This is a genomic window from Pseudomonas fluorescens, from assembly GCF_001648775.1.
Classification (GTDB): Bacteria; Pseudomonadota; Gammaproteobacteria; order Pseudomonadales; family Pseudomonadaceae; genus Aquipseudomonas; species Aquipseudomonas fluorescens_M.
This window is the reverse complement of record NZ_LVEJ01000035.1, coordinates 1-22,858: the sequence shown is the minus strand read 5'-3', so window position 1 is coordinate 22,858 and position 22,858 is coordinate 1. Positions and strand designations below refer to the sequence as shown.

The 22,858-nt window shown below is 60.6% G+C and carries 19 protein-coding genes and 2 pseudogenes; 13 read left to right on the top strand and 8 right to left on the bottom strand.

The genetic code is table 11. The features are described 5' to 3' along the window. Positions 1–13: 13 nt before the first annotated feature. Positions 14–865, top strand: coding sequence for a helix-turn-helix domain-containing protein (locus A8O26_RS27100; RefSeq protein ID WP_064120699.1), 852 nt, complete (start codon positions 14–16; stop codon positions 863–865). Here the strand turns inward: A8O26_RS27100 and A8O26_RS27095 are convergent. Further along, positions 834–1,619, bottom strand: coding sequence for a transporter substrate-binding domain-containing protein (locus tag A8O26_RS27095; protein WP_172828218.1), 786 nt, complete (start codon positions 1,617–1,619; stop codon positions 834–836). The two genes, A8O26_RS27100 and A8O26_RS27095, sit on opposite strands and share 32 nt — an antisense overlap. Before the next feature lie 104 nt (positions 1,620–1,723). Next, positions 1,724–2,365, bottom strand: a complete 642-nt coding sequence (locus tag A8O26_RS27090; RefSeq protein ID WP_064120697.1) for an FMN-dependent NADH-azoreductase — start codon at positions 2,363–2,365, stop codon at positions 1,724–1,726. A 101-nt stretch (positions 2,366–2,466) separates the two neighbouring features. On the opposite strand from A8O26_RS27090, the gene A8O26_RS27085 reads away from it, so the two are divergent. Then, positions 2,467–3,321, top strand: coding sequence for a LysR substrate-binding domain-containing protein (locus tag A8O26_RS27085; RefSeq protein WP_064120696.1), 855 nt, complete (start codon positions 2,467–2,469; stop codon positions 3,319–3,321). A 6-nt stretch (positions 3,322–3,327) separates the two neighbouring features. Here A8O26_RS27085 and A8O26_RS27080 read toward each other — a convergent pair whose 3' ends face one another. Further along, positions 3,328–3,798, bottom strand: a complete 471-nt coding sequence (locus A8O26_RS27080; RefSeq protein WP_064120695.1) for a hypothetical protein — start codon at positions 3,796–3,798, stop codon at positions 3,328–3,330. A 165-nt stretch (positions 3,799–3,963) separates the two neighbouring features. On the opposite strand from A8O26_RS27080, the gene A8O26_RS27075 reads away from it, so the two are divergent. The 4 genes from A8O26_RS27075 to A8O26_RS27060 all read left to right on the top strand — a co-directional run bounded on the left by A8O26_RS27075 (position 3,964) and on the right by A8O26_RS27060 (position 6,517). Next, positions 3,964–4,629 carry a ribonuclease T2 gene (locus tag A8O26_RS27075; RefSeq protein ID WP_064120694.1) on the top strand — a complete coding sequence of 222 codons (666 nt, stop codon included), beginning with the start codon at positions 3,964–3,966 and terminating at the stop codon, positions 4,627–4,629. Between the two features lie 134 nt (positions 4,630–4,763). Further along, positions 4,764–5,261 (top strand): PAAR domain-containing protein, encoded by a 498-nt coding sequence (locus A8O26_RS27070; RefSeq protein ID WP_064120693.1) that lies wholly within the window; start codon positions 4,764–4,766, stop codon positions 5,259–5,261. A 3-nt stretch (positions 5,262–5,264) separates the two neighbouring features. Next, a complete protein-coding gene (locus A8O26_RS27065) occupies positions 5,265–5,993 on the top strand; it encodes a hypothetical protein (protein WP_064120692.1) in 729 nt (242 codons plus the stop codon). After that, entirely contained in the window at positions 5,990–6,517 is a 528-nt protein-coding gene (locus tag A8O26_RS27060; protein ID WP_064120691.1) for a hypothetical protein, read from the top strand. Before A8O26_RS27065 ends, A8O26_RS27060 begins: the two co-directional genes overlap by 4 nt. Before the next feature lie 17 nt (positions 6,518–6,534). Here A8O26_RS27060 and A8O26_RS27055 read toward each other — a convergent pair. Next, positions 6,535–6,966: pseudogene (locus A8O26_RS27055) on the bottom strand (LysR substrate-binding domain-containing protein); the annotation flags it as partial. Here A8O26_RS27055 and A8O26_RS27050 point away from each other — a divergent pair. From A8O26_RS27050 to A8O26_RS27040, 3 genes and pseudogenes are all read left to right on the top strand, one after another. After that, a pseudogene (locus A8O26_RS27050) lies at positions 6,961–7,536 on the top strand (HAD-IA family hydrolase); the annotation flags it as partial. The pseudogenes A8O26_RS27055 and A8O26_RS27050 overlap by 6 nt on opposite strands. 12 nt (positions 7,537–7,548) lie before the next feature. After that, positions 7,549–8,322: an aldolase gene (locus A8O26_RS27045; protein WP_064120690.1), complete on the top strand. Its 774-nt coding sequence runs from the start codon at positions 7,549–7,551 to the stop codon at positions 8,320–8,322. A gap of 177 nt (positions 8,323–8,499) precedes the next feature. After that, positions 8,500–10,071 carry a sensor domain-containing diguanylate cyclase gene (locus A8O26_RS27040; protein ID WP_064120723.1) on the top strand — a complete coding sequence of 524 codons (1,572 nt, stop codon included), beginning with the start codon at positions 8,500–8,502 and terminating at the stop codon, positions 10,069–10,071. Between the two features lie 185 nt (positions 10,072–10,256). Here the strand turns inward: A8O26_RS27040 and A8O26_RS27035 are convergent, their stop codons facing one another. Then, positions 10,257–10,556, bottom strand: coding sequence for a hypothetical protein (locus tag A8O26_RS27035; protein WP_064120689.1), 300 nt, complete (start codon positions 10,554–10,556; stop codon positions 10,257–10,259). 186 nt (positions 10,557–10,742) lie between these two features. Here A8O26_RS27035 and A8O26_RS27030 point away from each other — a divergent pair, with 186 nt between their 5' ends. Next, positions 10,743–11,183, top strand: a complete 441-nt coding sequence (locus A8O26_RS27030) for a carboxymuconolactone decarboxylase family protein (RefSeq protein ID WP_064120688.1) — start codon at positions 10,743–10,745, stop codon at positions 11,181–11,183. Between the two features lie 138 nt (positions 11,184–11,321). On the opposite strand, the gene A8O26_RS27025 is transcribed toward A8O26_RS27030, so the two are convergent. From A8O26_RS27025 to A8O26_RS27015, 3 genes are all read right to left on the bottom strand, one after another. Next, a complete protein-coding gene (locus A8O26_RS27025) occupies positions 11,322–12,914 on the bottom strand; it encodes a DHA2 family efflux MFS transporter permease subunit (RefSeq protein ID WP_064120687.1) in 1,593 nt (530 codons plus the stop codon). Next, complete coding sequence (locus A8O26_RS27020) at positions 12,911–14,020, bottom strand: HlyD family secretion protein (RefSeq protein WP_064120686.1); 1,110 nt, start codon at positions 14,018–14,020, stop codon at positions 12,911–12,913. The genes A8O26_RS27025 and A8O26_RS27020 overlap by 4 nt, the downstream gene beginning before the upstream one ends. 96 nt (positions 14,021–14,116) lie before the next feature. Continuing rightward, positions 14,117–14,881, bottom strand: a complete 765-nt coding sequence (locus tag A8O26_RS27015) for an AraC family transcriptional regulator (RefSeq protein WP_064120685.1) — start codon at positions 14,879–14,881, stop codon at positions 14,117–14,119. Positions 14,882–14,979: 98 nt separating this feature from the next. Here A8O26_RS27015 and A8O26_RS27010 point away from each other — a divergent pair, with 98 nt between their 5' ends. The 3 genes from A8O26_RS27010 to A8O26_RS27000 all read left to right on the top strand — a co-directional run bounded on the left by A8O26_RS27010 (position 14,980) and on the right by A8O26_RS27000 (position 22,516). Beyond that, positions 14,980–16,113, top strand: coding sequence for an MFS transporter (locus A8O26_RS27010; protein ID WP_064120684.1), 1,134 nt, complete (start codon positions 14,980–14,982; stop codon positions 16,111–16,113). Between the two features lie 108 nt (positions 16,114–16,221). Next, a complete protein-coding gene (locus A8O26_RS27005; protein WP_064120683.1) occupies positions 16,222–17,949 on the top strand; it encodes a ShlB/FhaC/HecB family hemolysin secretion/activation protein in 1,728 nt (575 codons plus the stop codon). Positions 17,950–18,046: 97 nt separating this feature from the next. Then, positions 18,047–22,516 carry a hemagglutinin repeat-containing protein gene (locus tag A8O26_RS27000; protein ID WP_064120682.1) on the top strand — a complete coding sequence of 1,490 codons (4,470 nt, stop codon included), beginning with the start codon at positions 18,047–18,049 and terminating at the stop codon, positions 22,514–22,516. The last annotated feature ends 342 nt before the right edge of the window (positions 22,517–22,858 follow it).

Here is a 22,858-nt window from a genome sequence, read left to right as displayed (position 1 = left end):
CCATGATCGCCCCATGAAGACACAAACTACTCCCAACGACCTCGGCGAATTCCTCCGCGCGCGTCGTTCCGAACTCGAACCAACGCAGGTCGGTCTGCCTGCCGACGCAGGCCGTGCGCGTCGTGTGGCCGGTTTGCGCCGCGAAGAAGTGGCGATGCTCGCCGGCATCAGCGTCGACTACTACACGCGTCTGGAGCAGGGGCGTCTGTCACCGTCCAAGTCGGCGTTAGCGGCGGTAGCGCGCAGTCTGCGCCTGCAAGAAGACGATCTGGATTACCTCTACCGATTGGCGAGACTCGGTCGAACCACTGTCGACCAGCATCGTCGGCAAACCGTGGGCCCGCAGACTCAGCGCCTGCTGGACAGCCTTCAGGGCATTCCGGCGCTTGTCATCGGTCGCTACATGGATGTGTTGGCGTGGAATCCGTTGGCGGCGGCGCTGTATGTTGATTTCGCCGAGATGCCGATCGAACAACGCAATCTCATTCGCCTGTCATTTCTCGACCCAAGGTTTCGCAGCCTGTATGTCGATTGGGAGAACAACGGGCGCAACTGTGTGGCATTTTTAAGAATGGACACGGCGCGCTTTCCGGACGATCCGCGTCTGGCTTCGCTGATCGGCGAGCTTTCCCTGCGCGACGAAGATTTCCGTCGCTGGTGGGCCACCCATCTGGTCGCCAGCCCGACCTGCGGCAGCAAGACTTTTCTGCACCCGCAGGTGGGCAAGCTCAGCCTCGATTGGCAAATTGTGTCCTGCGCAGAGAGCCCGGATCAGGCGCTCATCGTCATGACCGCTGAGCCGGGCAGTGACGCGAGCGAAGCACTCAGGCAACTTACTGCGGCACCGCCAGCCACTCGCCAATAACCTGTTGGTACTTGCCGGTGACTTTGCTCAAGTGCAGCCACTGATCGACATACAGTTTCCAACTGATGTCATCGCGCGGCAGCAGATAAGCCTTCTCGCCGTACTGCATGTACTGATGCGGATTCACCGCGCACAGGCCCGGTTTGAGTTTCTGCTGATACAGCGCTTCCGAGGCGTCGGTGATCATCGCGTCGGCCTGGTTGTCGAGCAGTTGCTGGAAGATCGTCACGTTGTCGTGCAGGGCCAGTTGCGCCTTGGGCAGGAAGGCGTGGACGAAGGCTTCGTTGGTGCCGCCGGCGGGTTCGACCAGACGCACGCCGGGCTGGTTGATCTGTTCGACCGTCTGGTACTTGCTGACATCGGCGCAGCGCACCAGCGGGATCTTGCCGTCGGTGTTTAGGGTGTTGCTGAAGTAGGCTTTTTTCTGCCGTTCGAGCGTGACCGAGATGCCGCCCATGCCGATGTCGCATTGGCCGGCCTGCATGTCGGGCATCAGGGTTTTCCAGGTGGTTTGCACCCATTGCACTTTGACGCCGAGGCTGTCGGCCAGCGAGCGGGCGATGGCGATGTCGATGCCTTCGAACTCGCCGTCGGGGCGTTTGAAGGTGTAGGGCTTGTAGTCGCCGGTGGTGCAAACGCGCAACTGGCCTTGTTGCTGGATGCTGTCGAGATGCGAAGGGAGTTCCTGAGCCTGAACGGCGGTGGCCAATGTCAGCGCACCGCAGAGCGTCATCGTGCTTTTTAGAATTGTCATTGAGCTGGGGGCTTCTGAAAGGGAAGGTGGCCCAGTGTAGTAAAAGCCTCTCGTGAGTGTCATCAGAACGGGTCGCTGATCGGCGGATGACTATTTTGACCGCTTCAGCGGGCGAGATGATCGGCCAGATCCCGCGCCCGTTGTGACGCAGCAAGCCGCGACTGCCGATCGACATCTTCGCCGAGAATGGTCTTCTCGACGCTTAACTCATGCACATCGCTGATGCCGATAAAATCGAACCACGCGGCCACATAAGGTTTCTGAAAGTCGAAGCGTTCGGCGGGTGTGACCGATTGCGCCGAAAAATCCATTCCGCAGGCATAGGCGCCCACAGCAGTTTTGTTTTTCAACAAACCTTGCAGGCCGTGCTCCGGATCGAAGCTGAAGAGGATGTCTTTCTGCGACACCAGGTCGATGAAATGCTTGAGCTTGTACGGAATGCTGAAATTCCACAGCGGCACCGACAGCACAATCAGGTCGGCGCGATGCAGGTACGCGGCGAGGTGCTTGAGTTCATTCCACGCCGATTGTTGGTCGGACGTCAGCGGCGTGCCATTGAGGCCGGCGTACTTGGCATTCATTGCCTCCTCGCCGAACTCCGGCAGCGGCATGCCCCACAGATCCAGGGTTTCGACGTGGGTCTGCGGCTGATGCTGCAGATAGCGGTCGATGAAGCTGCGCGCCACTTGCAGTGAGGCGGAGCGTTGTTTGCGCGGTGAGCATTCGATGTGCAGAAGGGTGGTCACGTGAAGCCTCGGCAGTCGGGGGAAGAGTGCGAGGCATTGCAACATAGCGCGCTTCAAACTATAAATCGTGAATAAATCGGTCACTGATCACGAATCTCACTATGTTTGACGCCCTGTTACTGAAGACCTTTGTCGCCGTTGTCGACGAGGACGGCTTCAGCCGTGCCGCAGAAAAACTGCATTTGACGCAATCGGCGGTCAGCGGGCATCTGCGCCGGCTCGAAGATCAGGTGGGAAAACCGCTGCTCAAGCGCACCACCCGCTCTCAGCAACTCACCGCCGATGGCGAGCGTTTGATGGCCTATGCGCGAACGATTCTGGCGTTGAACCGCGATGCCTGGGCGCAGCTCACGCGCACGCCGTTTCAGGGGCGGGTGCGGATTGGTGTTTCCGAGGATTTTGTCGAGGCGCGATTGTTGCGCGCGTTGCAGGATTGCGCGGCGCAGCATCCGGGGATGGAGATCGATGTGCAGGTGAACATTCCCGGGACGTTACTGGGCCAGATGCAGCAGGGCGATCTGGAGATGGTCATCGGTTCGCTGTGTGAAACCGCTGAGTCGGGACGTTTACTCTGGCAGGAACCGCTGGTGTGGGCGTGGGCTGCGCAACCTGTCACGCAATTGCCGACGCCATTGCCGCTGGCGCTGTTTCCCGAGCCGTGTCCGTATCGCGAAGCTGCGTTGACGCGCCTGGCTCAGGCCGGCGTTTCCCAGCGCACCGCCATGTTGTGTTCGAGCACCGCCGGTTTGCGCGCTGCGGCATTGTCCGGATTTGCTGTGGCACCGATGCCGGCGAGTCAGTTGGGCCAGGGGTTGGCCGCGCTGGGCGCGGAACAGGGCTTGCCGGCGCTACCGGATGCGCAGTTCCGCTTGTTTGTCGCGTCTCATGCCGATCCGCAGATGATCGACGCGCTATCGCAGGCGATCATCGAATTTTGCTCCGCGCGGCGGCAGTGACGCAGATTACAGGCCGAGGCCTTCTTGCACCGCCAGCAACAAATTGTTTTCGGTCAGCGCAATAGCGTCCAGTTGCTGGCCCGTTTCAATCGACTGCATCCACCAATGGCTTTCACCGTGCTCATCCACGGTACGCAGCAGATAGGTGTCCGTGGCTGACGGGCTGATCTGCACCCGCCCGGCGCCATCCTCGGTAAACCGCGCAATGGGATCAAATGTCAGGGTTTGATGATTGGCCTCGATCACCAGTTGATCGATGGCGTAATCGTGGGTTTCGCCATCGGGTGAGCTTTCGCAAACGTGAGTCGGATTGCGCCGAATCTTCAGGCCGACTTCAGTCACCGGTTGCAGCCACGCCTCGATGCGGTGGTACAAGTCGTACACCTGCGCCGGCCAGCAATCGATCTCCAGCGCGGCATCCGCGTGGGTGTGCCGGGTTTGCTTGAGTTTGGCGGCGAGTTCGTCTGCTTTACTCATTTCGGATCCCTTGGTTTGATGTCTGCCTGTTAATCGTAGACCTTTCAACGGGGTACGGCGTTGCCTTGCGTCATGCGCTTGCAACACAAACATGGCGAAATCAGCGCTGGCCAAGTCTGGCCGGGATCGAAAACCACGGACGCAGGCGTCCCAAGGAGCGGGTAGATGAAAAAGCTGTTTACAATTTTGGCAGTGATTGCGCTGACGGCCGGTAGCATCGGTTTGAGTTCGGCGCGGCAATCGCAGTCGAGCAAAGCCCAGGCGGAATCGGTGGCGGGGGTGTTTGATTACTACCTGCTGGCGCTGTCCTGGTCGCCGACCTTTTGTCTGACACACAAAGATGACTCGCAGTGCACGGGCAAGGGCTACGGCTTTGTGTTGCACGGCTTGTGGCCGCAATACGCCAAGGGCGGCTGGCCGGAATCCTGCCCACCGCTGACCACGCTGAACGCGGCGCAAACCAGCAAAGGCCTGACGCTGTTCCCGACCAAAAAACTGCTCGACCACGAATGGTCCAAGCACGGCACCTGCAGCGGCCTCGGCGCGATGGGTTATCTGGATGAGGCGGACAAAGCTGTCGCGGCGGTGAAAATCCCCGATGAACTGCAGCCGTTCAGCAGCTCGTATTACTTCGAAGCGCAGGAAATCGCCGACTTGTTCCGCAAGGCCAACCCGGGGATTCCGGCCGATGGCATCGCGGTCATTTGCAGCGGCCCGGAACTCTCGGAAGTGCGCGTGTGCATGGGCAAGGATTTGCAGTTCGGCGCGTGTGGCAAGGGTGTGAAAACCGAGTGCCGGGCGGGGGATATTCGGGTGCCGCCGTCGCGCTAACCTGAGCGGTTTCCACATATAAAAAGGCGCCCGATCGGGCGCCTTTTTTGGTCTGAAGGTTTGAAGTCCCCGGCGAAGTCCCGCATGCTTGCGCCCCCGAAAGGATGACCTCGTTACATTGCAAGGAGCTGTTCATGAGCGGAAAACCCGCCGCCCGCGTCACCGATCCAACCGCCTGCCCATTGCCGGGACATGGCACCAATCCCATTGTCAGTGGCTCCCCGAATGTGAATTTCGACGGCTTGGCGGCTGCGCGGATGACCGACAAATCCGCCTGCGGCAGCCCGATTACCGGTGCTGTTGCGTCGACGGTGTTCATCAATGGTTTGAACGCCGCGACACTGGACAGCACCGGTGGTCACGGCAATGTCGTCATCGGCGGTTCAGGCACGGTCATCATCGGTGACACAGTGACATCGGCTCCCTTCAGTGGCTTGTTGCCGATGCCGGTGCATTTCACTGACCGGTTGAAACTGGTCAATGACGTGACCGGTGAGTCCATGCCAGATCATCCTTACGTTATTCAGCGCGCTGACGGACGTCTGGAACATGGGGTGTCTGACTCGAACGGATTTACTCACCAAGTCAGCTCGCATCTGCCGGAAACCATCAAGTTGTTTTTGGAGGAGTGAGGCATGGCTGCTGAAACGGTAACGTGCGCGAAGGGCAACAATTACAGGCTGCACAAGGAACATGCGCTGACGGACAAGAAGGATGTCAGTGACAAGCCTGTGCCGGTGGAGAGTACCAAGGCGATTGTTGTATTCGTCGGAGGCGCAGGAGACAAAGAAAGTTATTATTTTTCGGGTCCTTATGGAAACATCCAAGAGGCCCGGAAAGACTTTGATGAACGTACGACAAGCTTGGCAAAGGAGGGTAAATACAAATCTGAATGGCTGGGTTACAACGAAGTCAAAGGAAAACAGGATATTCAGCGGAATGTCCTGAGTTTGATTCCCTACAAAAGCTGTCCTGTCTATATCGTCGGACATAGCCTCGGCGGGTGGAATGGTGCGCATCTGACAAGAATCATGTCGCAATGGGGTTACAGGATTCAGATGCTGGTTACCCTTGACCCCGTGGGGGAAGGGGCCTTGGTCTGGTTGGGTTCGGATATTTATCGCGAGTATCCCGATCCGGTGACTGCGGATTGGATCAACATCAAAGCAATGCCCACTAAAAGAGATTCATCAGACGGGGTGGCTGACTTTGGTGAGAAATGGGTTATCTCCTGCGGCCCTTCATTGAACGTCAATGTAGACACGAATCATGCGAATGCGTTGGGGTTGTTCACTGCGCGCATTGCCGGGAGCAAATCGGCAGGTGATATGCTTTTTGACGCCATCATGAAGGAGTTTCCATGATCTACAGGTTGCTCCTTTGCGGGTTGTTGGCTATTTCTTCTTCTGGTTGTGCGAAGGACCCGGTAAAGCCTCCGGCGAACCTGAGTTTCGAGTCTGTTGAAAGAGAAAAGTCTCTGCTCTATGTCATCCGGTATCAGTCGGATGTTGATGTGCTGGATCTTTTTGATCGCGGAGAACGAGTCGGGATGATTTCGGGCATGCTTCATTGCGCCTTGGCGGATGATTATGATTTTTCCGTAGGCAAAGCCATTCAGTTTTCTGCATCTGGCTTGATAAGGTCGGAAAAAAATGAAGGCACCACAGCGAAATTTTCCTATCTCACTCGCGCATTCCTGAGTGAAACCTCCAGCAACCGAAGTTCTGAAAGAGATCTCTCGGTGGCAGAGCTAAACCAGCTCCTCGCCAACAAACAACAAATCCCCTGCAAAGTCGTCGTCACCGCCTACGGCTACAAACCCTACTACTCCAACACCATGAACATTCCCGTTGCGGCTCTGCTGCGGGAAATCAACAAACCCCGATAACAGAAGCAAGGGGGATTTCAGGCGAATCCCCCCGCATCCACCCCCAACTCCCCACGCAAAAACTCCACCAGACCGCGCTGCAACCCACTCAAAGCCCCATCACGGCTAACCAACGCCAATTCCGTCGGCGCCAGTTCCGGCAGATCCGTACACACCTGATGCTCAGGCAACACCGCCGACATCGGCAGCACCGACACTCCCAACCCTGCGGCCACCGCTGCTTGAATCCCGGTCAGGCTGTGGCTGCCGAACGCGACCCGCCAGGGACGCTGGGCAACATCTAGCAAACGAGTGGCGCGCTGCCGATACAGACAGCCTTGCGGAAACAACGCCAACGGCAACACGCCAGTGGACGAATCAAACCCCGCACCTTTGACCCACACCAGTCGTTCCGGCCAGGTCGCCCACGCCGGGCCGCTGTCGGGTTCGCGTTTGATCAGGGCGATGTCGGGCACCTGATCGAAGTCTATGATCGCCACGAACATCGCCTCGAACAAACCCCGCCGCACCGATCGTTCCGCGAACTCAGTACCCTCGGCCTGCAATTGGCCCTGAAAGAATTGGGCCTGCCCAGCCTGCCAGAAGACAGCCAGCGTCTGGCCGCCGCGATCCCGAAGATGCCGCCGTTTGCCGAGGTGATCGAGACCCTGCGTGAATTGAAAACCATGGGTTTCAAACTGTGCATCGTCTCCAATACCGACGACGACATCATTGCCGGCAACGTCGCGCAACTTGGCGGTTACATCGACCGAGTGATCACCGCGCAACAGGCCGGCGCCTAAAAGCCGGCGCCACGGCTGTTCGACTACGCTCATGAACAATTGGGCGTCAGCCGCGATGAAGTGGTGCACATCTGCGCCAGCCCTATGCTCGACCACACGGCGGCGCGGGACATGGGTTTTCGTTGTGTGTGGATTGATCGCGGCACCGGTCGCCGATTGCTCCCGGACTATCGTCCCGACGCGATCCTCGACACCCTCGATCAAGTACCGCCGCTGTTCAAATCCCTCGGTTGGTAACGGAGAATAGTCATGGCTCACACCCTGGCCGCCAGTGCATCGGCTGCACGCCCGACAGCGCTGAACCTCGACACAGAAGCGATCATCACCGCACGCACCGAGCTGGCGGCGTGCTTTCAACTGGCCGCGCTGCACGGCCTGGAGGAGGGCATCTGCAATCATTTTTCGGTGATGCTGCCTGGGCACGACGATCTGTTTCTGGTCAATCCCTATGGCTATGCCTTCGCCGAAGTCACCGCGCAGAATCTGCTGGTTTGCGACTTCGAGGGCAACGTGGTGGCGGGCGAAGGCCAACCGGAAGCCACGGCGTTCTATATCCACGCGCGCCTGCACAAACAACTGCCGCGAGTGAAAGTCGCGTTCCACACGCACATGCCTCACGCCACGGCGTTGTGTCTGCTGCAAGGGCCGCCGCTGTTATGGCTCGGGCAGACCGCGCTGAAGTTCTACGGGCGTACGGCGGTGGATGAGGACTACAACGGCCTGGCGCTGGACGAATCCGAGGGCGACCGGATTGCCAAAGTCATGGGCGACGCCGACATTCTGTTCCTGAAAAACCACGGTGTGATTGTCGCCGCGCCGACCATCGCCGAAGCTTGGGACGATCTCTATTACCTGGAGCGCGCCGCCCAGGTGCAAATCTTGGCGATGGCCACGCAGCGCGAGCTGAAACCGGTGCCCCATGCAATTGCGCAACGGGCCTATGAGCAGATGCGCGAAGGTGATCCGCAGAGTGCGCGGGCGCATCTGCACAGTGCCATGCGGCGTCTGGCCCTTCACAACTGACTAACCGCAAAGAATGGATCGAAAATAATTTTGCGAACAGCGATCATCCAAATCCGCTGCGCGCCGATACAACTGGGCGGGACCGTGGCGTTTGCCCCGTGCATCCCGGTGGGCTACGCTCACAAAACATAAGGGTTACGGGCCTTTGCCCTTGTCGTACCTGCCCAGGACATGCTTTTGCCTATCCCCATTCACGATCCGCACCAGGCCCCCGGAGGCACGCTTAAACGCCTGCCGTTGCGCAAAGCGGCGGCGCTGTTTGTCGTTGCCGTGGGGTTGTGCCTGTTCGGTTTGCTCTACCTGCAACTGGAACAGTCGCGGCGTCAGGATCTGGCGGTGGCGCAAATGGCTTCGAGCAACCTGACCCGGGCCATGGCGCAGCAGGCCGAGGACACCTTTCTGGCGGCGGATCTGGTGATGACCAGCCTGGTCGACTGGATTCAGGACGACGGCTACGGCGCGGCGCAACGCCCGCGCCTGCAAAAAACCTTCGCCCGGCGCGTGCAGCAACTGGAGCAGTTGCACGGCATGTTCCTCTTCGACACCCAGGGCCAGTGGGTGATTACCTCGTTTGCCGATCTGCCCCGTGGCAATGGCGTGGCGGATCGCGAGTATTTCAAGTTTCACCAGCAGAACGCTTCGACACTGGCGCACATCGGTCCGGCCATCCGCAGCCGCGAGAACGGCGAGTGGATCATTCCGATCTCCAAACGCATCAATGATCACGCCGGCAATTTTCAGGGGGTGTTGCTGGCCGGGATCAAGATGTCGTACTTCGACCGCTTCTTCGAAAGCTTCGGCCTCGATGACAAAGGCATCATGTTTCTCGGCCTCAGCGACGGCACCTTGCTCGCCCGCCGACCGTTTGATGAAAACCTGATCGGGACGTCGCTGGCGCAGGGTCGGATCTATCAGAAGTTGCTGCCCGAGGCGGCGGCCGGCACCGCGATGATCAACTCAGTGGTCGATGGCGTGGTGCGGTTGTACGGTTATCGACGCTTGTCGGCATATCCGCTAGTGGTGTCGGCGGCGACCTCGCGCGACACGATTCTCAAGGGTTGGTACGAGCGCGCCTTCCAGTCGAGTGTGATTGTGGCGTTGGTGGTTCTCGGCGTTGGCCTGTTTGGCTGGGTGTTCATTCACCAGGTGCGCGATGGCGAGCGGATCGAGAGAAACCTGCGCAAGGCCCAGCGCACGCTGGAGCAGATTGCGACGCACGACAGCCTGACCGGACTGGCCAATCGACGTCTGTTCGAGCGTTCGCTGGAGATCGAGTTTGCCCGTGGCGCGCGGCAGGTCAGCCCGGTCAGCCTGATCATGCTCGATATCGATTTCTTCAAGCGTTACAACGATGCCTACGGCCATGTCGCCGGGGATCATTGCCTGACTCAGGTTGCTCAGGTGTTGCGCACTTGCTGTCAGCGCAAGGCGGATCTGGCGGTGCGTTACGGCGGCGAGGAGTTTGCGGTGCTGTTGCCGGACACCGACATCAACGGCGCGCTGGCGATTGCCGGGCAGATTCGCCGTAGCGTGATCGACAAACACATCATCCACAGTGGTTCGCCGACCGGTTACCTGACCGTGAGCCTGGGTTGTTATTCGTTCATCCCGAGCGGCAACGACAGCCCGGAAGTGTTTATCCAGCGCGCGGATGCGGCGCTGTATCAGGCGAAAAATGCCGGGCGCAATCGCGCGGCGGTGTTGTCGCTGGACAGTGGTTTGGCCGAGCTGATGCGCTCCGACCGTTAACTCAGGCACAACACAACCCCTGTGGGAGCGAGCTTGCTCGCGAAAGCTCAGTATCAGGCGATGAAGATATTGGCTGATCTAGCGCCTTCGCGAGCAAGCTCGCTCCCACAGGGATTTTCATCAAGGCAAGGTTATGTGAATACCCAAACAATCAAGGGTCTTCACCACGGATGGCTCTTGTTCGTTCAGCCGCCAGTGCCACCGCCCGCACCACCCGTGCCGCCGCCGGCCGAACCGGTACCGCCACCCGCTCCCGAACCCGAACCGCTGGCCCCACCATTGGTGCCCGTGCCGGAACCCATGCTCGAAGAACCGCTACCACCGGAAGGTGCGCCGGGGGTGTTGTCCGGCGGCGTGGTCGAGCTGGTCGGGCCACCGGATTTGGTGCCGGTGGCGTCAGCGCCGTCGTTGGCAGCGAAACTGGCGGCCGATGCGCTGGCCAGCAGCCCGGCCAATAACAGCGAGGTAAGTTTGCGCGTGATCATGATCCGTCTCCAGAAAGGGGATGTTCCTGATATTGGTCAGACGCACAGACGCCTTGGTGCCAGTCGGCTGACGAGCGGTCAGCGGCGAATTCGAGTGGCCTCCTGTTCTTCTGGAATATTGGCTATTTGCCGAAGCTGGTACGAGGACTAACGTAGCCACACATTCACTTGCTGCCCGGAGCCACCATGAAACCTCGTACCGATTTCTACACCGCCTCCCCAGACGCCCTGAAAGCGATGATCGCCCTGGAAACCGCGGTCTCTAAACTGCCGCTGGAAAAGACCCTGATCGAACTGGTCAAGCTGCGTGCTTCGCAAATCAACGGCTGCGCGTTCTGCATCGACATGCACACCACAGATGCGATCAAGGGCGGCGAAACCCCGCGCCGTCTATTCGCAGTCACCGCTTGGCGTGAAGCGCCGTTCTTCAGCGACCGCGAACGCGCCGCGCTGCTGTGGACCGAGTCGCTGACGCAACTGAGCCTGACCCACGCGCCGGATGAAGATTACGACGTGGTCGCGGCCCAGTTCACGCCGAAAGAAATGGTCGACCTGACCGTGGCGATCAGCACCATCAACAGCTGGAACCGTCTCGCCGTAGGCTTCCGCAAAACCCCACAGGCCTAAGCCTCAACGCATGACCCCTGTGGGAGCGAGCCTGCTCGCGAAAGCGGAGTGTCAGATAACAACCATGGTGACTGATACGACGCCTTCGCGAGCAGGCTCGCTCCCACAGGGGAAATAAGCATGGCCAGAAAATAGTGATCAATGCCCATCCGCACTCGGCGCGGCCGGTGGTTGCACCTTGCGCATCAAGGGCACCATCGCCGTGGCGATGACGAAGCACACCCCGATCATCAAAAAGGTGTCGCCGTAGGTCTGCGTCTGCGCCTCGCGGTAGGTCAGCAACCACAACTGGCGCAGGCTGGCGGTGACCCCGACGTCGCCGCTCTGGCCCAGTGCGGCAAGGTTGCCGCCGACCTGCGAAAGCCACTGATTCATCGCCTCATTGCTGCTGTTCAGATGCTCGGCCAACCGCGTGAAGTGCAGGTTGGTGCGGTCATTGAGAATGGTCGCGCACGCCGCAATACCAATCGCCCCACCCAGATTGCGCATCAGATTGAACAGGCCCGACGCATGCTTGAGGCGTGCCGGCGCCAACCCTCCCAAGGTCAATGTCACCGCTGGCGGCACCGCCAGTTGCTGGGCAATCCCGCGCAACGCTTGCGGCAACATCAATTGCCCCGCGCCCCAGTCGTGGGTGATCGGGCTGAACTCCCACATCGACACCGCGAACAGGCCCAGGCCGACCATCATGATCCAGCGCAGATCGACGCGATTGGCCAGAAAGGCATACAGCGGAATCGCCATGATCTGGAACACGCCGGTGGAGAAAACCGCCAGACCAATGTCCAGTGCGCTGTAGCCGCGCACCCGGCCGAGAAACAGCGGCGTCAGGTAGATCGTGGCGAACAGACCAATGCCGGTGACGAACGAAAAGAAGCAACCGAGGGCGAAATTGCGGTCCTTCAAGGCGCGCAGATCGACGATCGGATTGGCCACGTGCAAGGTGCGGCCAATGAAGGCCAATCCGGCGAGGCCGCTGATCCACGCTGTGGTCAGAATGGTCTGGTCGCTGAACCAGTTCCAGCGCGGGCCTTCTTCGAGGGTGTATTCCAGGCAGCCGAGAAACAGCGCAAGAAAGACCATGCTCAGATAGTCCGCGCCCTTGAGCAGCGACAATTCCGGCTGGTCGATTTTCACCAGCATTGGCACTGCCACGGCAACGAAAATCCCCGGCACCAGGTTGATATAGAACAACCAGTGCCACGAGGAAAGATCGGTAATCCAGCCACCGATCACCGGCCCCATTGTCGGCGCCAATGAGGCGACCGCGCCGATGGTCGCCGCAGCGATCACCCGTTGTTTACCGGTAAAGAAAAAGAACGCCGTGGTGAACACCAACGGAATCATCGAGCCGCCGAGAAACCCTTGCAGCGCGCGAAAGGCAATCATGCTCTGGATGTTCCAGGCCACGCCGCAGAGCAGGCTGGCGAGGGTGAAACCGACCGCCGACGCGCAGAACAACCAGCGTGTGGAGAACACCCGCGACAGCCAGCCCGATAATGGAATCACGATGATTTCGGCGATCAGGTAACTGGTCTGCACCCACGCGGTTTCGTCGGTGCCGGCCGACAGTCCACCGCCGATATCACGCAGTGACGCCGAGACAATCTGTATATCCAGCAACGCGATGAACATACCGATGCACATGGTTGCGAAGGCGAACACCTTGGTCGCGGTTGCCATGTCCGCCGCGTTGAACGGCTGCGCCGGGGCGGCGAGGGTGCTGCTCATGGTGCGACGGCCACGGCGCTGGTTTCAGGTTGTGCGCGGGTGTCGACTTCCGCCGTCACCGACAGGCCCGGACGCAAGTGGCCGAGCACGCCGTCGGCCGGGTCGAGGAGGATGCGCACCGGCACGCGCTGGACGATTTTGGTGAAGTTGCCGGTGGCGTTTTCCGGTGGCAGCACACTGAATTGCGAACCGGTGGCCGGGGCGAGGCTGTCGAGGCGACCGTGGAATTCCTGACCGGAAAGCACGTCAGCACGGATGCTCACGCGCTGGCCGGGTTTCATCCGCGCCAGTTGGTCTTCCTTGAAATTGGCATCCACCCACAAGCCGCTGGCCGGCACCACTGACAATTGTTGCGAACCGGCCTGGGCGTAGGCGCCGACCCGTGCGCGACGGTTGCCGATCACCCCATCGACCGGTGCGCGCAGTTCGGTGTAGCCGAGGTTCAGTTGCGCCAGATCACGTTCGGCGCGGGCTTGCTGGAGGGCGGCGCGGGCCTGTTGTTTCTGGGTATCGATCACCGCGAGTTGGCGTTGCGCGGCGAGCAGTTCGGCCTGGGCGCGGGCGCTCAGGGCTTGCGCGGTTTTGAAGGTGGCGTCGGCGCGTTGTGCACTTTCCACCGACACGGCATTGGTCGTCACCAGACGTTTGTAGCGCGCGTTGTCATCGCGCGAACGTGCGGTTTCCGCGCCAGCGGCATCGATACCGGCGCGGGCCTGGCCGATCACTGCTTGTTGCAGTTGTTCGGTGGCGTCGAGGTTGGCCAGCAGCGCTTCTTCAGCAGCGACGGCGCCTTCGGCTTTGGCGAGATTGGCGCGATAGTCGCGGGCATCAAGGCGAATCAGCACGTCGCCGGCCTTCACGTGCTGGTTGTCGCTGACCAGCACTTCGTCGATGTAACCGGCGACTTTCGGCCCGATCACCGTGACGTCGCCACCGATATAGGCATCGTCGGTTTCCTCCAGAAAACGCCCGGCGCCCCACCAGTGCACGGCGTACACACCGGCGAAGATCAGCGCGAGCAAACCAGCGCCGGGAAGCAGCAAGCGTTTAAGCAGGGGCGGCTTGGTCTTTACCACAACAGGTTCGAGGTTGGGCATGCTGGTCATGGCGGATTACCTGGGTAAACGGGTAGTTATTACGGCTGTAATATGACGCAGGTAATATTTAGTCGCAAATGATTTCTGACGCCGATCGTCAGTTGTTCATTTGAGCCAGTGGCCCGGTGTGCTGCCGGTCATGGATTTGAAGAAGGCGATGAAGGCGCTGTCGCTGGCAAAACCCGTTTCAAAAGCGCAGTAACTCAGGCTGCGTCCGGTGGCGAGCAATTCCATCGCGCGCATCAAGCGCCACTGCTGGCGCCATTGCTGATAACTCATGCCGGTTTCGCGCTGGAAGATTCGCCCGATGGTGCGGCTGCTGGCGCCGATCTGCTGTTCCAGCACTTGCAGTTCCGGTGGCAGTCGATCCGGCGTTTTCAGCAGCGGCGCCAGGCGCTTGTCCTGAGGTAACGGCAACAGCATCGGTTGCTGCGCCGCGTCAGCGATTTCGCTCAGGCACAGGCCGAGCAGATGGACGAATTTGCCTTGCTGCCAATCGCTGGCGAAATCGGCCAGCGCCATCGGTTCCAGCACCGCACGCAACAACGGGCTGACTTCAATCACGCAGACCTGCTGCGGCAACTCGGCGCACAGTTCGGGGATCAGGTAGATCGAGCGGTAATCGACACTTTGCTGCATCACCGCACGATGGCTGACACCCGGCGGAATCCACGCCGCCCGCGACGGCGGCAGCAGACATAACTGCTGCGCCAAGGTAATCCGCGTGCAGCCTTGTCGCGTGTACAGCAGTTGCCCGCGTTGATGACGGTGCAGGCCGGAATCGTGATCACTCAAAGTCGAGGCGATGCCAATCACCGGTGCCTGAAAGCGATCAGCGTCAAAGGTTGCGTGGGCGTCGAGCCAAGCCATGGGTTGTCCGATTTCAGCGATTAGTTGGCAGGGTTCGGATAATACGCCACTCACCGATTCTTAAACTCCTCGGCGATTTATGTGAGAAGTGATGAAGAATGAACAACAGACATTTCCTGTGGCTGGCGATTTCGCTGCTGATGTTTCCGCAGATCGCGCAAACCCTGTACAGCCCGGCGCTCGGTGATATCGGGCGTGTGTTTAGCGTTGGCCCGCAAGCCGCCGCGCAGACGTTGTCGGTGTATTTCCTCGCGTTTGCTGTCGGGGTGGTGGTGTGGGGGCGTTTGTGTGATCGCATCGGTCGGCGCCCGGCGATGCTCGCGGGCCTGGCAATCTATGCGATTGCCACGCTTTTAGGCCTGCGGGTCAGCAGTTTCAACGGCTTGTTACTGGTGCAGATGTTGGCGGCGTTCGGTGCGGCGGTGGGCTCGGTGGTCACGCAAACCGTGTTGCGCGACCGCTTCAAAGGCGCCGAACTGGCGCAGGTGTTTTCGTTGGTGGGCATTGCGCTGGCGGCCAGTCCGGCGATTGGTTTGTTCAGTGGCGCCGGTCTGGTTCAGGCCTTTGGTTATCGCGGTGTGCTCGGCGCCTTGCTGTTATTGGCCACGCTGCTCTGGTTGTGGAGTGTGTACGCCTTGCCGGAAACCCGAGCGGAACAACCACCGCACGTCTGCCTGTTCGAAACGTCAGGGCGCATGTTGCGTGACCCGGGAATCTGGCGCTCGGCGCTGTGGATCGCGTCATTCAACGTGGCGCTTTTCAGTTATTACAGCCTCGGCCCGTTCATGTTTCAGCGGCTGGGGGTGGACGCCAGTGTGTTCGGTTACAGCGGTGTGATCCTCGCGCTGGGTTCAGGTTTTGGAGCATGGCTTAACCGGCGTTTATTGACAGCCGGGTTCAAGGCATTGCAGTTGATTCGCCTCGCGGGCGGCATCGCGTTGCTCGGTGGCGTGGGCGTGTGGTCGCTGCAGAACAGTGTCGCGTTCGTCCTGCCGATGCTGTTGGTGGTATTGGCGTTCGGCTTGGCGATCCCCAACATTCTCGGTGCGGCGCTGGCCGATTACGCTGATCGACTGGGCACCGCCGGGGCGTTATTGGGCTTGATGTATTACCTGCTGATTGGTGCAGCCCTGATGCTCGCGGGCTGGTTTCAAGCCCTCGGGGAAACCCTGATAACGTGCAGCGCCGTGGCCTTGCTACTGACAATAAAGCCAGGCAAAGCAATTGTTTAAGAAATGTAAGCGTTGTAGGAAGCGTCTTGCATTTGTGTAGGAGGGCTCCGACTATCACGATCATTGATGACATGGCATTACGCCATTTTATGATCGCAAGGATGTTGCGTGCCGTTTTCGTTCTGCGCTGTTTTTCGTCGTCGTTCCACGCGTTGCCCGCTGTTGTCGGCCTTTGTGTTGAGTGTCTGTGCCTCCTCGATTGAAGCTGCCGAACCTGTCGCGCCGGGCCAGGAAGTGCTGCGCCAGCAACAACAGCAGCAACGCGATCTGCAACAGTTGCAACTTGAGCAGAGAAAACGGCAACTGCAGCGTGGCGCGTTCGGCCCGGCACCGGTCACGCCGGCCATGCCGCAAACCGTCGCCCCCGATGAACGTTGCTGGCCGTTGAGCGGCGCGCGCATCGGCGGCGTCACGCTGATCGACAGCGACAAACTCAACGCGCGGATCAAACCGCTGCTGGCGCCATGCATGGGCGTCGGCCAGATCAATCATTTGCTGGCGACCATCACCGCGAGCTACGTCGACAAGGGCTACATCGCCAGCCGCCCGTATCTGCTCAGCGCACCGGCAGCGGGGCAGTCGCTGGATATCCGTGTTGACGAAGGCTACATCGAGTCCATCGAACTGGCCGATCAAAGTCTGCCGGTTTCGTTGGGCGGCGCGTTCCCGGGAATGCTCGGCGAGCCGTTGAACCTGCGTGACCTGGAGCAGGGCCTCGATCAACTGAATCGCCTGCGCTCGATCGATCTCACCGCCGACATCGCCCCCGGCAGCCAGCCCGGTGCCTCGCGGATTATCCTGCGTTCGCGCAGCGCCACGCCGTCCCGATGGGCGTTGAATACCGGTATCGACAACCTCGGCAGCGCCAGCACCGGACGTGATCGCGACACCGTCAGCCTCAGTCTCGACAGCCCGCTGCAACTCAACGACCTGTTGAGCATCAGTGCCAGCGACACGCTCAATCAGGGCGACCGCTACAGCCGCAATGCCAGCCTCTATTACGCGATTCCTTACGGCTACTGGACCTACAGCGTGTTCGCCAGCCATGCCGAATACCGTGCGCCGTTCAAACTGCCGAGCGTGACCTTTCATAGCACCGGCATCACCGATCAAGTCAGCCTGCGCGCCGACCGCGTGTTGTGGCGCGATCAGAGCCGCCAGCTCAGCGCCAACCTGCAACTGGCGCACAAGGATGTCGACAGCTATCTGCAAGACGTCCGCCTCGGCATTCAAAGCCCGACGCTGACCGTGGCCGAAGCCGGACTCAATCTGTTCTGGCTCGACCGCGCGGTGTGGAACCTCGACGTCAATTACGCCCAGGGCCTGCGCTGGTTTGGCGCCGACGACGATTCACGACAGCAGATCAACAACCTGCCCAAAGCGCAGTTCCGCAAGTACCGCGCCGGCCTCAGCCAGTGGCGCAACGGTCAGCTCGGCGCGCAGGCGTGGCAGTGGCAGAGCCAATTGAATGTGCAGTACAGCCCGGACCCGCTGCCGGCCATCGAACAACTGCTCGGCACCGACGACTCGGCGGTGCGCGGCTATCGGGTCAGCAGTGCCTCCGGCGCCAGCGGCGCGATCTGGCGCAACACCTTGCGGCTGCCGCTGCGCAGTGAATGGCCGGTGCAGATCACCCCGCGCGTGGGCCTCGACCACGGCTGGATCAAGGCCGATCACGGCGCTCAGGGCCAACGCCTGAGTGGCGCCAGTGTCGGTGTGAATCTGGGCTGGAAGAACCTGCAAGTGGATGTCGATTACCAACGCGCACTCACCACACCGAACGGTCTGCAGCACGAGCCAGAGACCTGGCTGATGCGCGTAGGCCTGCAAATCTGAACAACGCAGTGAACCAACAGCCGTCGGATCTGAGCGCGTCAGCCACGGCCAAGACTAAACGCGCAACGTGATGCCGTACTCACATGGAGACGTTTTTATGCCAGCACACACCTTTGCATTTCATCTTTCGCCTCGGGGCAAATTGCGCTGGGCGATTGCCAGCCTGTTCTTCGCCGTGCACCTGCCGAGCGCTATCGCCGGCGGCGTCGTGGTCGCACCAGGCCCCGGCGGCACCGCGCAATTGCAGACCCAGGGCGGTGTGCCCATCGTCAACATCGTCGCGCCCAACGGTTCGGGCCTGTCGCACAACCAGTTCCTCGATTACAACGTCGACCGCCAAGGTTTGGTGCTGAACAACGCCTTGCAGGCCGGGCAATCGCAACTGGCCGGGCAACTGGCAGCCAACCCGCAACTGCAAGGGCAGGCCGCGAGCGTGATCCTCAACGAAGTGATCAGCCGCAATCCGTCGGCCATCAACGGCGCGCAGGAAATCTTCGGCCGGCCCGCCGATTACGTGTTGGCCAACCCCAACGGCATCTCGGTCAATGGCGGCAGTTTCATCAACACGCCGAACGCCAATCTGGTCGTCGGTCGCCCCGAGTTGAATGACGGCAAACTGCAAAGCCTGAACAGCCGCGACGCCAGCGGTCAGTTGCAGATTCACAGCGGCGGCCTGCGTAACGGCGAGGGCTCGATCAACCTGATCGCGCCGCGCATCGACAGCCAGGGCGCGATCACTGCGCGTGATCAGTTGAACCTTACGGTCGGGCGTAATCAGGTCGACTACGCCAGCGGTCAGGTGAAAACCGTTGATCCTGCCGGCAACACCGGCGATCAACGCATAGACGCTAGCCTGTTTGGCGCGATGCAGGCCGGGCGCATCAATATTGTAAGCACCGCCGAAGGCGCAGGCGTGCGGGTTGGCGCGGTGCAAGTGGCCGGGCGTGACGGCGTGCAGATTCGTTCCGCCGGTGACCTCAGTGTCAGCGGTGAAGCCGTGGCCAATAGCCTCGACGCGACCCGCGCCGGTATCCGCAGCAGTCAGGGTGATGTCGGTTTGCACAGCGGCAAGGATCTGACGTTGGCGGCCACCGATGTCAGCGCTCGCGACGTCACGGTCGACGCCAAACGCAACTTGACCCTGTCCACAGTCGAAAGCCGCAAGCTTCAGGAAAAGCGCGAAAACTGGAATAACAGCACCATCGGCATCACCTGGGAAACTTACGATCGCACCCAGACTGACAGCGAATCGCGTCAGCACGGCAGCCAGATTATTGCCGGCCGCGACGCCAGGTTGTCGTCCGGCAAAGACACCGAACTGAAAGCCGCCAAGGTCGAAGCCGCGAACAATCTGAGCGTGCAAAGCGCTGGCGATCTGCGCCTGACCGCCGCCACTGAAAGCCACACCCAGACCGATCAAGGCAACCACCGCAAGCACCTGTGGAAAGCCGACTGGAACAGCAGCAGCGAAGAGCAGCGCAGCATCACCAGCCAATTGAAGGCCGGCAACATTGCCCTGCAAACCGCGGCGTTGTTGCGCTCCGAAGGTGCTGAATTGAGCAGCGCCGGCGACGTGCAACTGGCCGGCAAGCAGGTGGAAATCACCACCGCCACGCGGACTGATCGCAGCAGCGACAATCGCTATTCCGGTGACCTGGTTGGCGGTGGTTTCTTCGGCAAGGCCGGCGACGCCGACAAGGGCAAGACCCAGCATCAGGGCAGCAAGGTCAACGCCAGCGGCAAACTGATCGTCAAGGCTGACGACGTGCGCATCAGCGGCAGCCAGGTACGTGGCGGCACCGACGCCAGTGTGATCAGCGACAAAGGTTCGCTGGTGATCGATGGCGTGCAGGACACTTCGCACAGCAACAATCACGACAAGGACAGCAAGTTCTTCGGCATCACCAAGGACGAGTCGCGGCAGAACAGCCAGGACAGCCGCACCGTGCGCAGCGAACTGGTGTCCGATAGCAACCTCAAGCTCAAGAGCGCCAAGGACATCGAGGTCGCGGGCTCGACGGTCAAGGCTGACGGTGCGCTGACCGCCGACGCGGCGGGCGACGTCAATGTGCATGCGGCGCAGAACACGGCTGACAGCAGTTCCACCACGCAAACCCGTGGCTTCGATGCGTACGCCAAAGAGCAGACGCCAGAGCAGTATCGCGCCGGGATTCACTACCAAGACAAACAGCAAACCGTGACCCAGAACGATGTCACCCAACAAGGCTCCAGCCTCAGCGGCGGCAGCGTGCAGGTGCAGGCTGGCGGTGACGTCACGCTCAAGGGCGCGGAAGTGAAATCCAGCGCTGGCGACACCACGCTGAGCGGCAAAAACGTGTCGTTGCTGGCCGAAGCAGACAGCCACAAAACTTCTTCCGACACGTCCAGCACCAGCGGTGGTTTCTACTACACCGGCGGCCTCGACCGTGCCGGCAGCGGCATCGATTTCGCCCACGGCACGGCGCAGGATTCGACCAGCAAAACCACCGCGCAAACCAGCAGTGTGCAGAGCAGCGGCGGCTTGACGATCAATGCCGACAAACTCGCCACTGAAGGTGCGCAGCTCAAGGCCGGTAACGGTCTGAACGTCGCCGCCAACGAAGTCGACAATCGCGCGGCCAGCAACAGCGAAAGCAGTACGCACAACGACAGCAACTGGTCGGCGGACATCGGCGCCAACGTCGAGTACAAGGACATCGCCCGGCCGATTGCGGGCGCGGTCAAGGACGTGCTGAACGGCAAGGTGCCGGACAAGGACGCACTGGCCAATCTCGGTCAGCCGAATGTCGGGATCGACGTCGCGGTCGGTCACGGCAGCGCCAGCAAAACCGAGCAAAGCAGCAACGCCGTGGTCAGCCGTTTTGACGGTGGCAGCGTCGATGTGAAAACCAGCGGCACGCTGCACGACCAAGGCACTCAATACAACGCCGGCGCAGGCACTGTGAACATCAGTGCCGACAAACTGCTTGCCGATGCCGCGAGCAACACGCACAACAGCAGCGCCAACGCGGTGGATGCCAAGGTCGACGTGCGCGTTTACACCAAAACCGGTGAAGATGTGAACGTCGCTGGCAGCGGCGCGGGTGGCAGCAGTGCGTCGAGCAAGGACAGCGCCAGCGCCGTGGTCGGCGCTTATGCTGGCAGTCAGGGTGTGAACATCAAGGTCGGCGGCGATGCGCAGTTCGAAGGCAGCCGTTTCGACGGCGGGCAGGGCGGTGTGAGCATCAACACCGGCGGTGATCTGGCGCTGAATCAGGCCAACGATCGCCAGAGCAACAATGACAGCAGCCTGCGCGGCAATGGTTCGTTGACGGTCGGTACCTTGCCGGGCACCGATGGCACCAATGTCGATCTCGGCGCCGGTTTCCAGCTCGATCACACCGGCAAGCAAAGCACCGACACGCAGGCCCAGGTTGCCAGCATCACCGGCAACGGCCCGGTGCAGTTGAGCAGCGGCGGCAACCAAACGCAGCAAGGCACGAAAATCGACAGCGCCGGCGCCATCGATCTGCACGCCGACGGCAAGCTCGATTTGCAAGCGGCCACCGACACGCACACCGCCACCGGCAGCAACCTCGGCGGCGGCTTGAAGGGCGGTGGCAGCAAAACCAGCAGCGAGAAGAGCCGCGATCAGGGCGGCAATCTGAGTGGCAACTTCAATATCGGTCGGGTCAATGAGGATTCGCAGACCCTCACCGGTGGCCAGCTCAACGGCCAGAACGGCATTGCCCTGAGCGGTGATTCGATTCATCTGCAAGGCACGCAAGTCAGCGCGCCGAGCGTCAGCATCGACGCGCAAAAGGGTGGTTACGTGCAGGAGTCGGCGCAGTCCACCGACCATCGCAATAACTGGAATGTTGCGCTGAATGCCGGCGGCAACCTGAGCAGCAAAACCCCGACCGCCGCCGATGAGAAGGCGAGCAGCGATCACGGTTTCAATGCCGGGGCCAAGGTGGGCGTGGATTACTTGCAGGGCAGCACCCAGCAGAACAGTCAGATCAAGGCTGACAGCTTGGTGTTGAACAGCGCCGGTGATGCACAGCTGGCCGGTGCGCGGATCGACGCTAAAACTGTCAGCGGCAAAGTCGCAGGTGATCTCAGCGTCGAAAGCCGTCAGGACTCAAGCAACCACGCCAAGGTCGATGTTGATCTGGGCCTGACCGCGAAGAAAAATCCACCGAGCGACAAAGAGAAAGTCGCCGGTACTGACTACAAGCCGACGTTGAACGCGCAGGGTGAATATGCGCACAAGGACAGCGTTGCGCAGGCGTCCGGCATCAGTGCCAGTCAAGGCCTGAACCTCGCGGTCGGCGGCGCGACACAACTGACCGGCGCGCGGCTTTCAGCGGCGGATGGAAAAGTTGATCTGGGTGGTTCGAAGGTCCGCAGCACTGACTTGAGCAATCGTGATTACGGCGTGAAAGCGGGCCTTGATTTGCCGCACAAAGCCGAGGAAAACGCACCGAAGGTCTCCCTCGAAAACGGCAATCTGAAAGTCGGCCCCGTCACTCTGAGTGGTCATCTCGACACCCAGACCCTGCAAGCCGGGATCGACGAAAAAGGCTAAAACCAACGGCAATGGATGTGCCTGATCGGCCATCCACCACCGAACCCTGTGGGAGCGAGCCTGCTCGCGAAAGCGTCCGTCCAGTCACTGCAACCAGTGCCTGATATACCGCCTTCGCGAGCAAGCTCGCTCCCACTTTGGTTTTGCGCTGGGCGTCAGACTGCGACCACCTTCTGAATCTCAGCAGCAGGGCTGATTCAACCCCCCATTAAACCTGTGGGAGCGAGCCTGCTCGCGAAAGCGTCCGTCCAGTCACTGCAACCAGTGCCTGATATACCGCCTTCGCGAGCAAGCTCGCTCCCACTTTGGTTTTGCGTTGGACGTCAGACTGCGACCACCTTC

Excerpts from the sequence above, each read along its gene's own strand:
- A8O26_RS27100 (WP_064120699.1), top strand. The coding sequence starts at position 14 with ATGAAGACACAAACTACTCCCAACGACCTCGGCGAATTCCTCCGCGCG.
- A8O26_RS27095 (WP_172828218.1), bottom strand. The coding sequence starts at position 1,619 with ATGACAATTCTAAAAAGCACGATGACGCTCTGCGGTGCGCTGACATTG.
- A8O26_RS27085 (WP_064120696.1), top strand. The coding sequence starts at position 2,467 with ATGTTTGACGCCCTGTTACTGAAGACCTTTGTCGCCGTTGTCGACGAG.
- A8O26_RS27080 (WP_064120695.1), bottom strand. The coding sequence starts at position 3,798 with ATGAGTAAAGCAGACGAACTCGCCGCCAAACTCAAGCAAACCCGGCAC.
- A8O26_RS27075 (WP_064120694.1), top strand. The coding sequence starts at position 3,964 with ATGAAAAAGCTGTTTACAATTTTGGCAGTGATTGCGCTGACGGCCGGT.
- A8O26_RS27070 (WP_064120693.1), top strand. The coding sequence starts at position 4,764 with ATGAGCGGAAAACCCGCCGCCCGCGTCACCGATCCAACCGCCTGCCCA.
- A8O26_RS27065 (WP_064120692.1), top strand. The coding sequence starts at position 5,265 with ATGGCTGCTGAAACGGTAACGTGCGCGAAGGGCAACAATTACAGGCTG.
- A8O26_RS27060 (WP_064120691.1), top strand. The coding sequence starts at position 5,990 with ATGATCTACAGGTTGCTCCTTTGCGGGTTGTTGGCTATTTCTTCTTCT.
- A8O26_RS27045 (WP_064120690.1), top strand. The coding sequence starts at position 7,549 with ATGGCTCACACCCTGGCCGCCAGTGCATCGGCTGCACGCCCGACAGCG.
- A8O26_RS27035 (WP_064120689.1), bottom strand. The coding sequence starts at position 10,556 with ATGATCACGCGCAAACTTACCTCGCTGTTATTGGCCGGGCTGCTGGCC.
- A8O26_RS27030 (WP_064120688.1), top strand. The coding sequence starts at position 10,743 with ATGAAACCTCGTACCGATTTCTACACCGCCTCCCCAGACGCCCTGAAA.
- A8O26_RS27025 (WP_064120687.1), bottom strand. The coding sequence starts at position 12,914 with ATGAGCAGCACCCTCGCCGCCCCGGCGCAGCCGTTCAACGCGGCGGAC.
- A8O26_RS27020 (WP_064120686.1), bottom strand. The coding sequence starts at position 14,020 with ATGACCAGCATGCCCAACCTCGAACCTGTTGTGGTAAAGACCAAGCCG.
- A8O26_RS27015 (WP_064120685.1), bottom strand. The coding sequence starts at position 14,881 with ATGGCTTGGCTCGACGCCCACGCAACCTTTGACGCTGATCGCTTTCAG.
- A8O26_RS27010 (WP_064120684.1), top strand. The coding sequence starts at position 14,980 with ATGAACAACAGACATTTCCTGTGGCTGGCGATTTCGCTGCTGATGTTT.
- A8O26_RS27000 (WP_064120682.1), top strand. The coding sequence starts at position 18,047 with ATGCCAGCACACACCTTTGCATTTCATCTTTCGCCTCGGGGCAAATTG.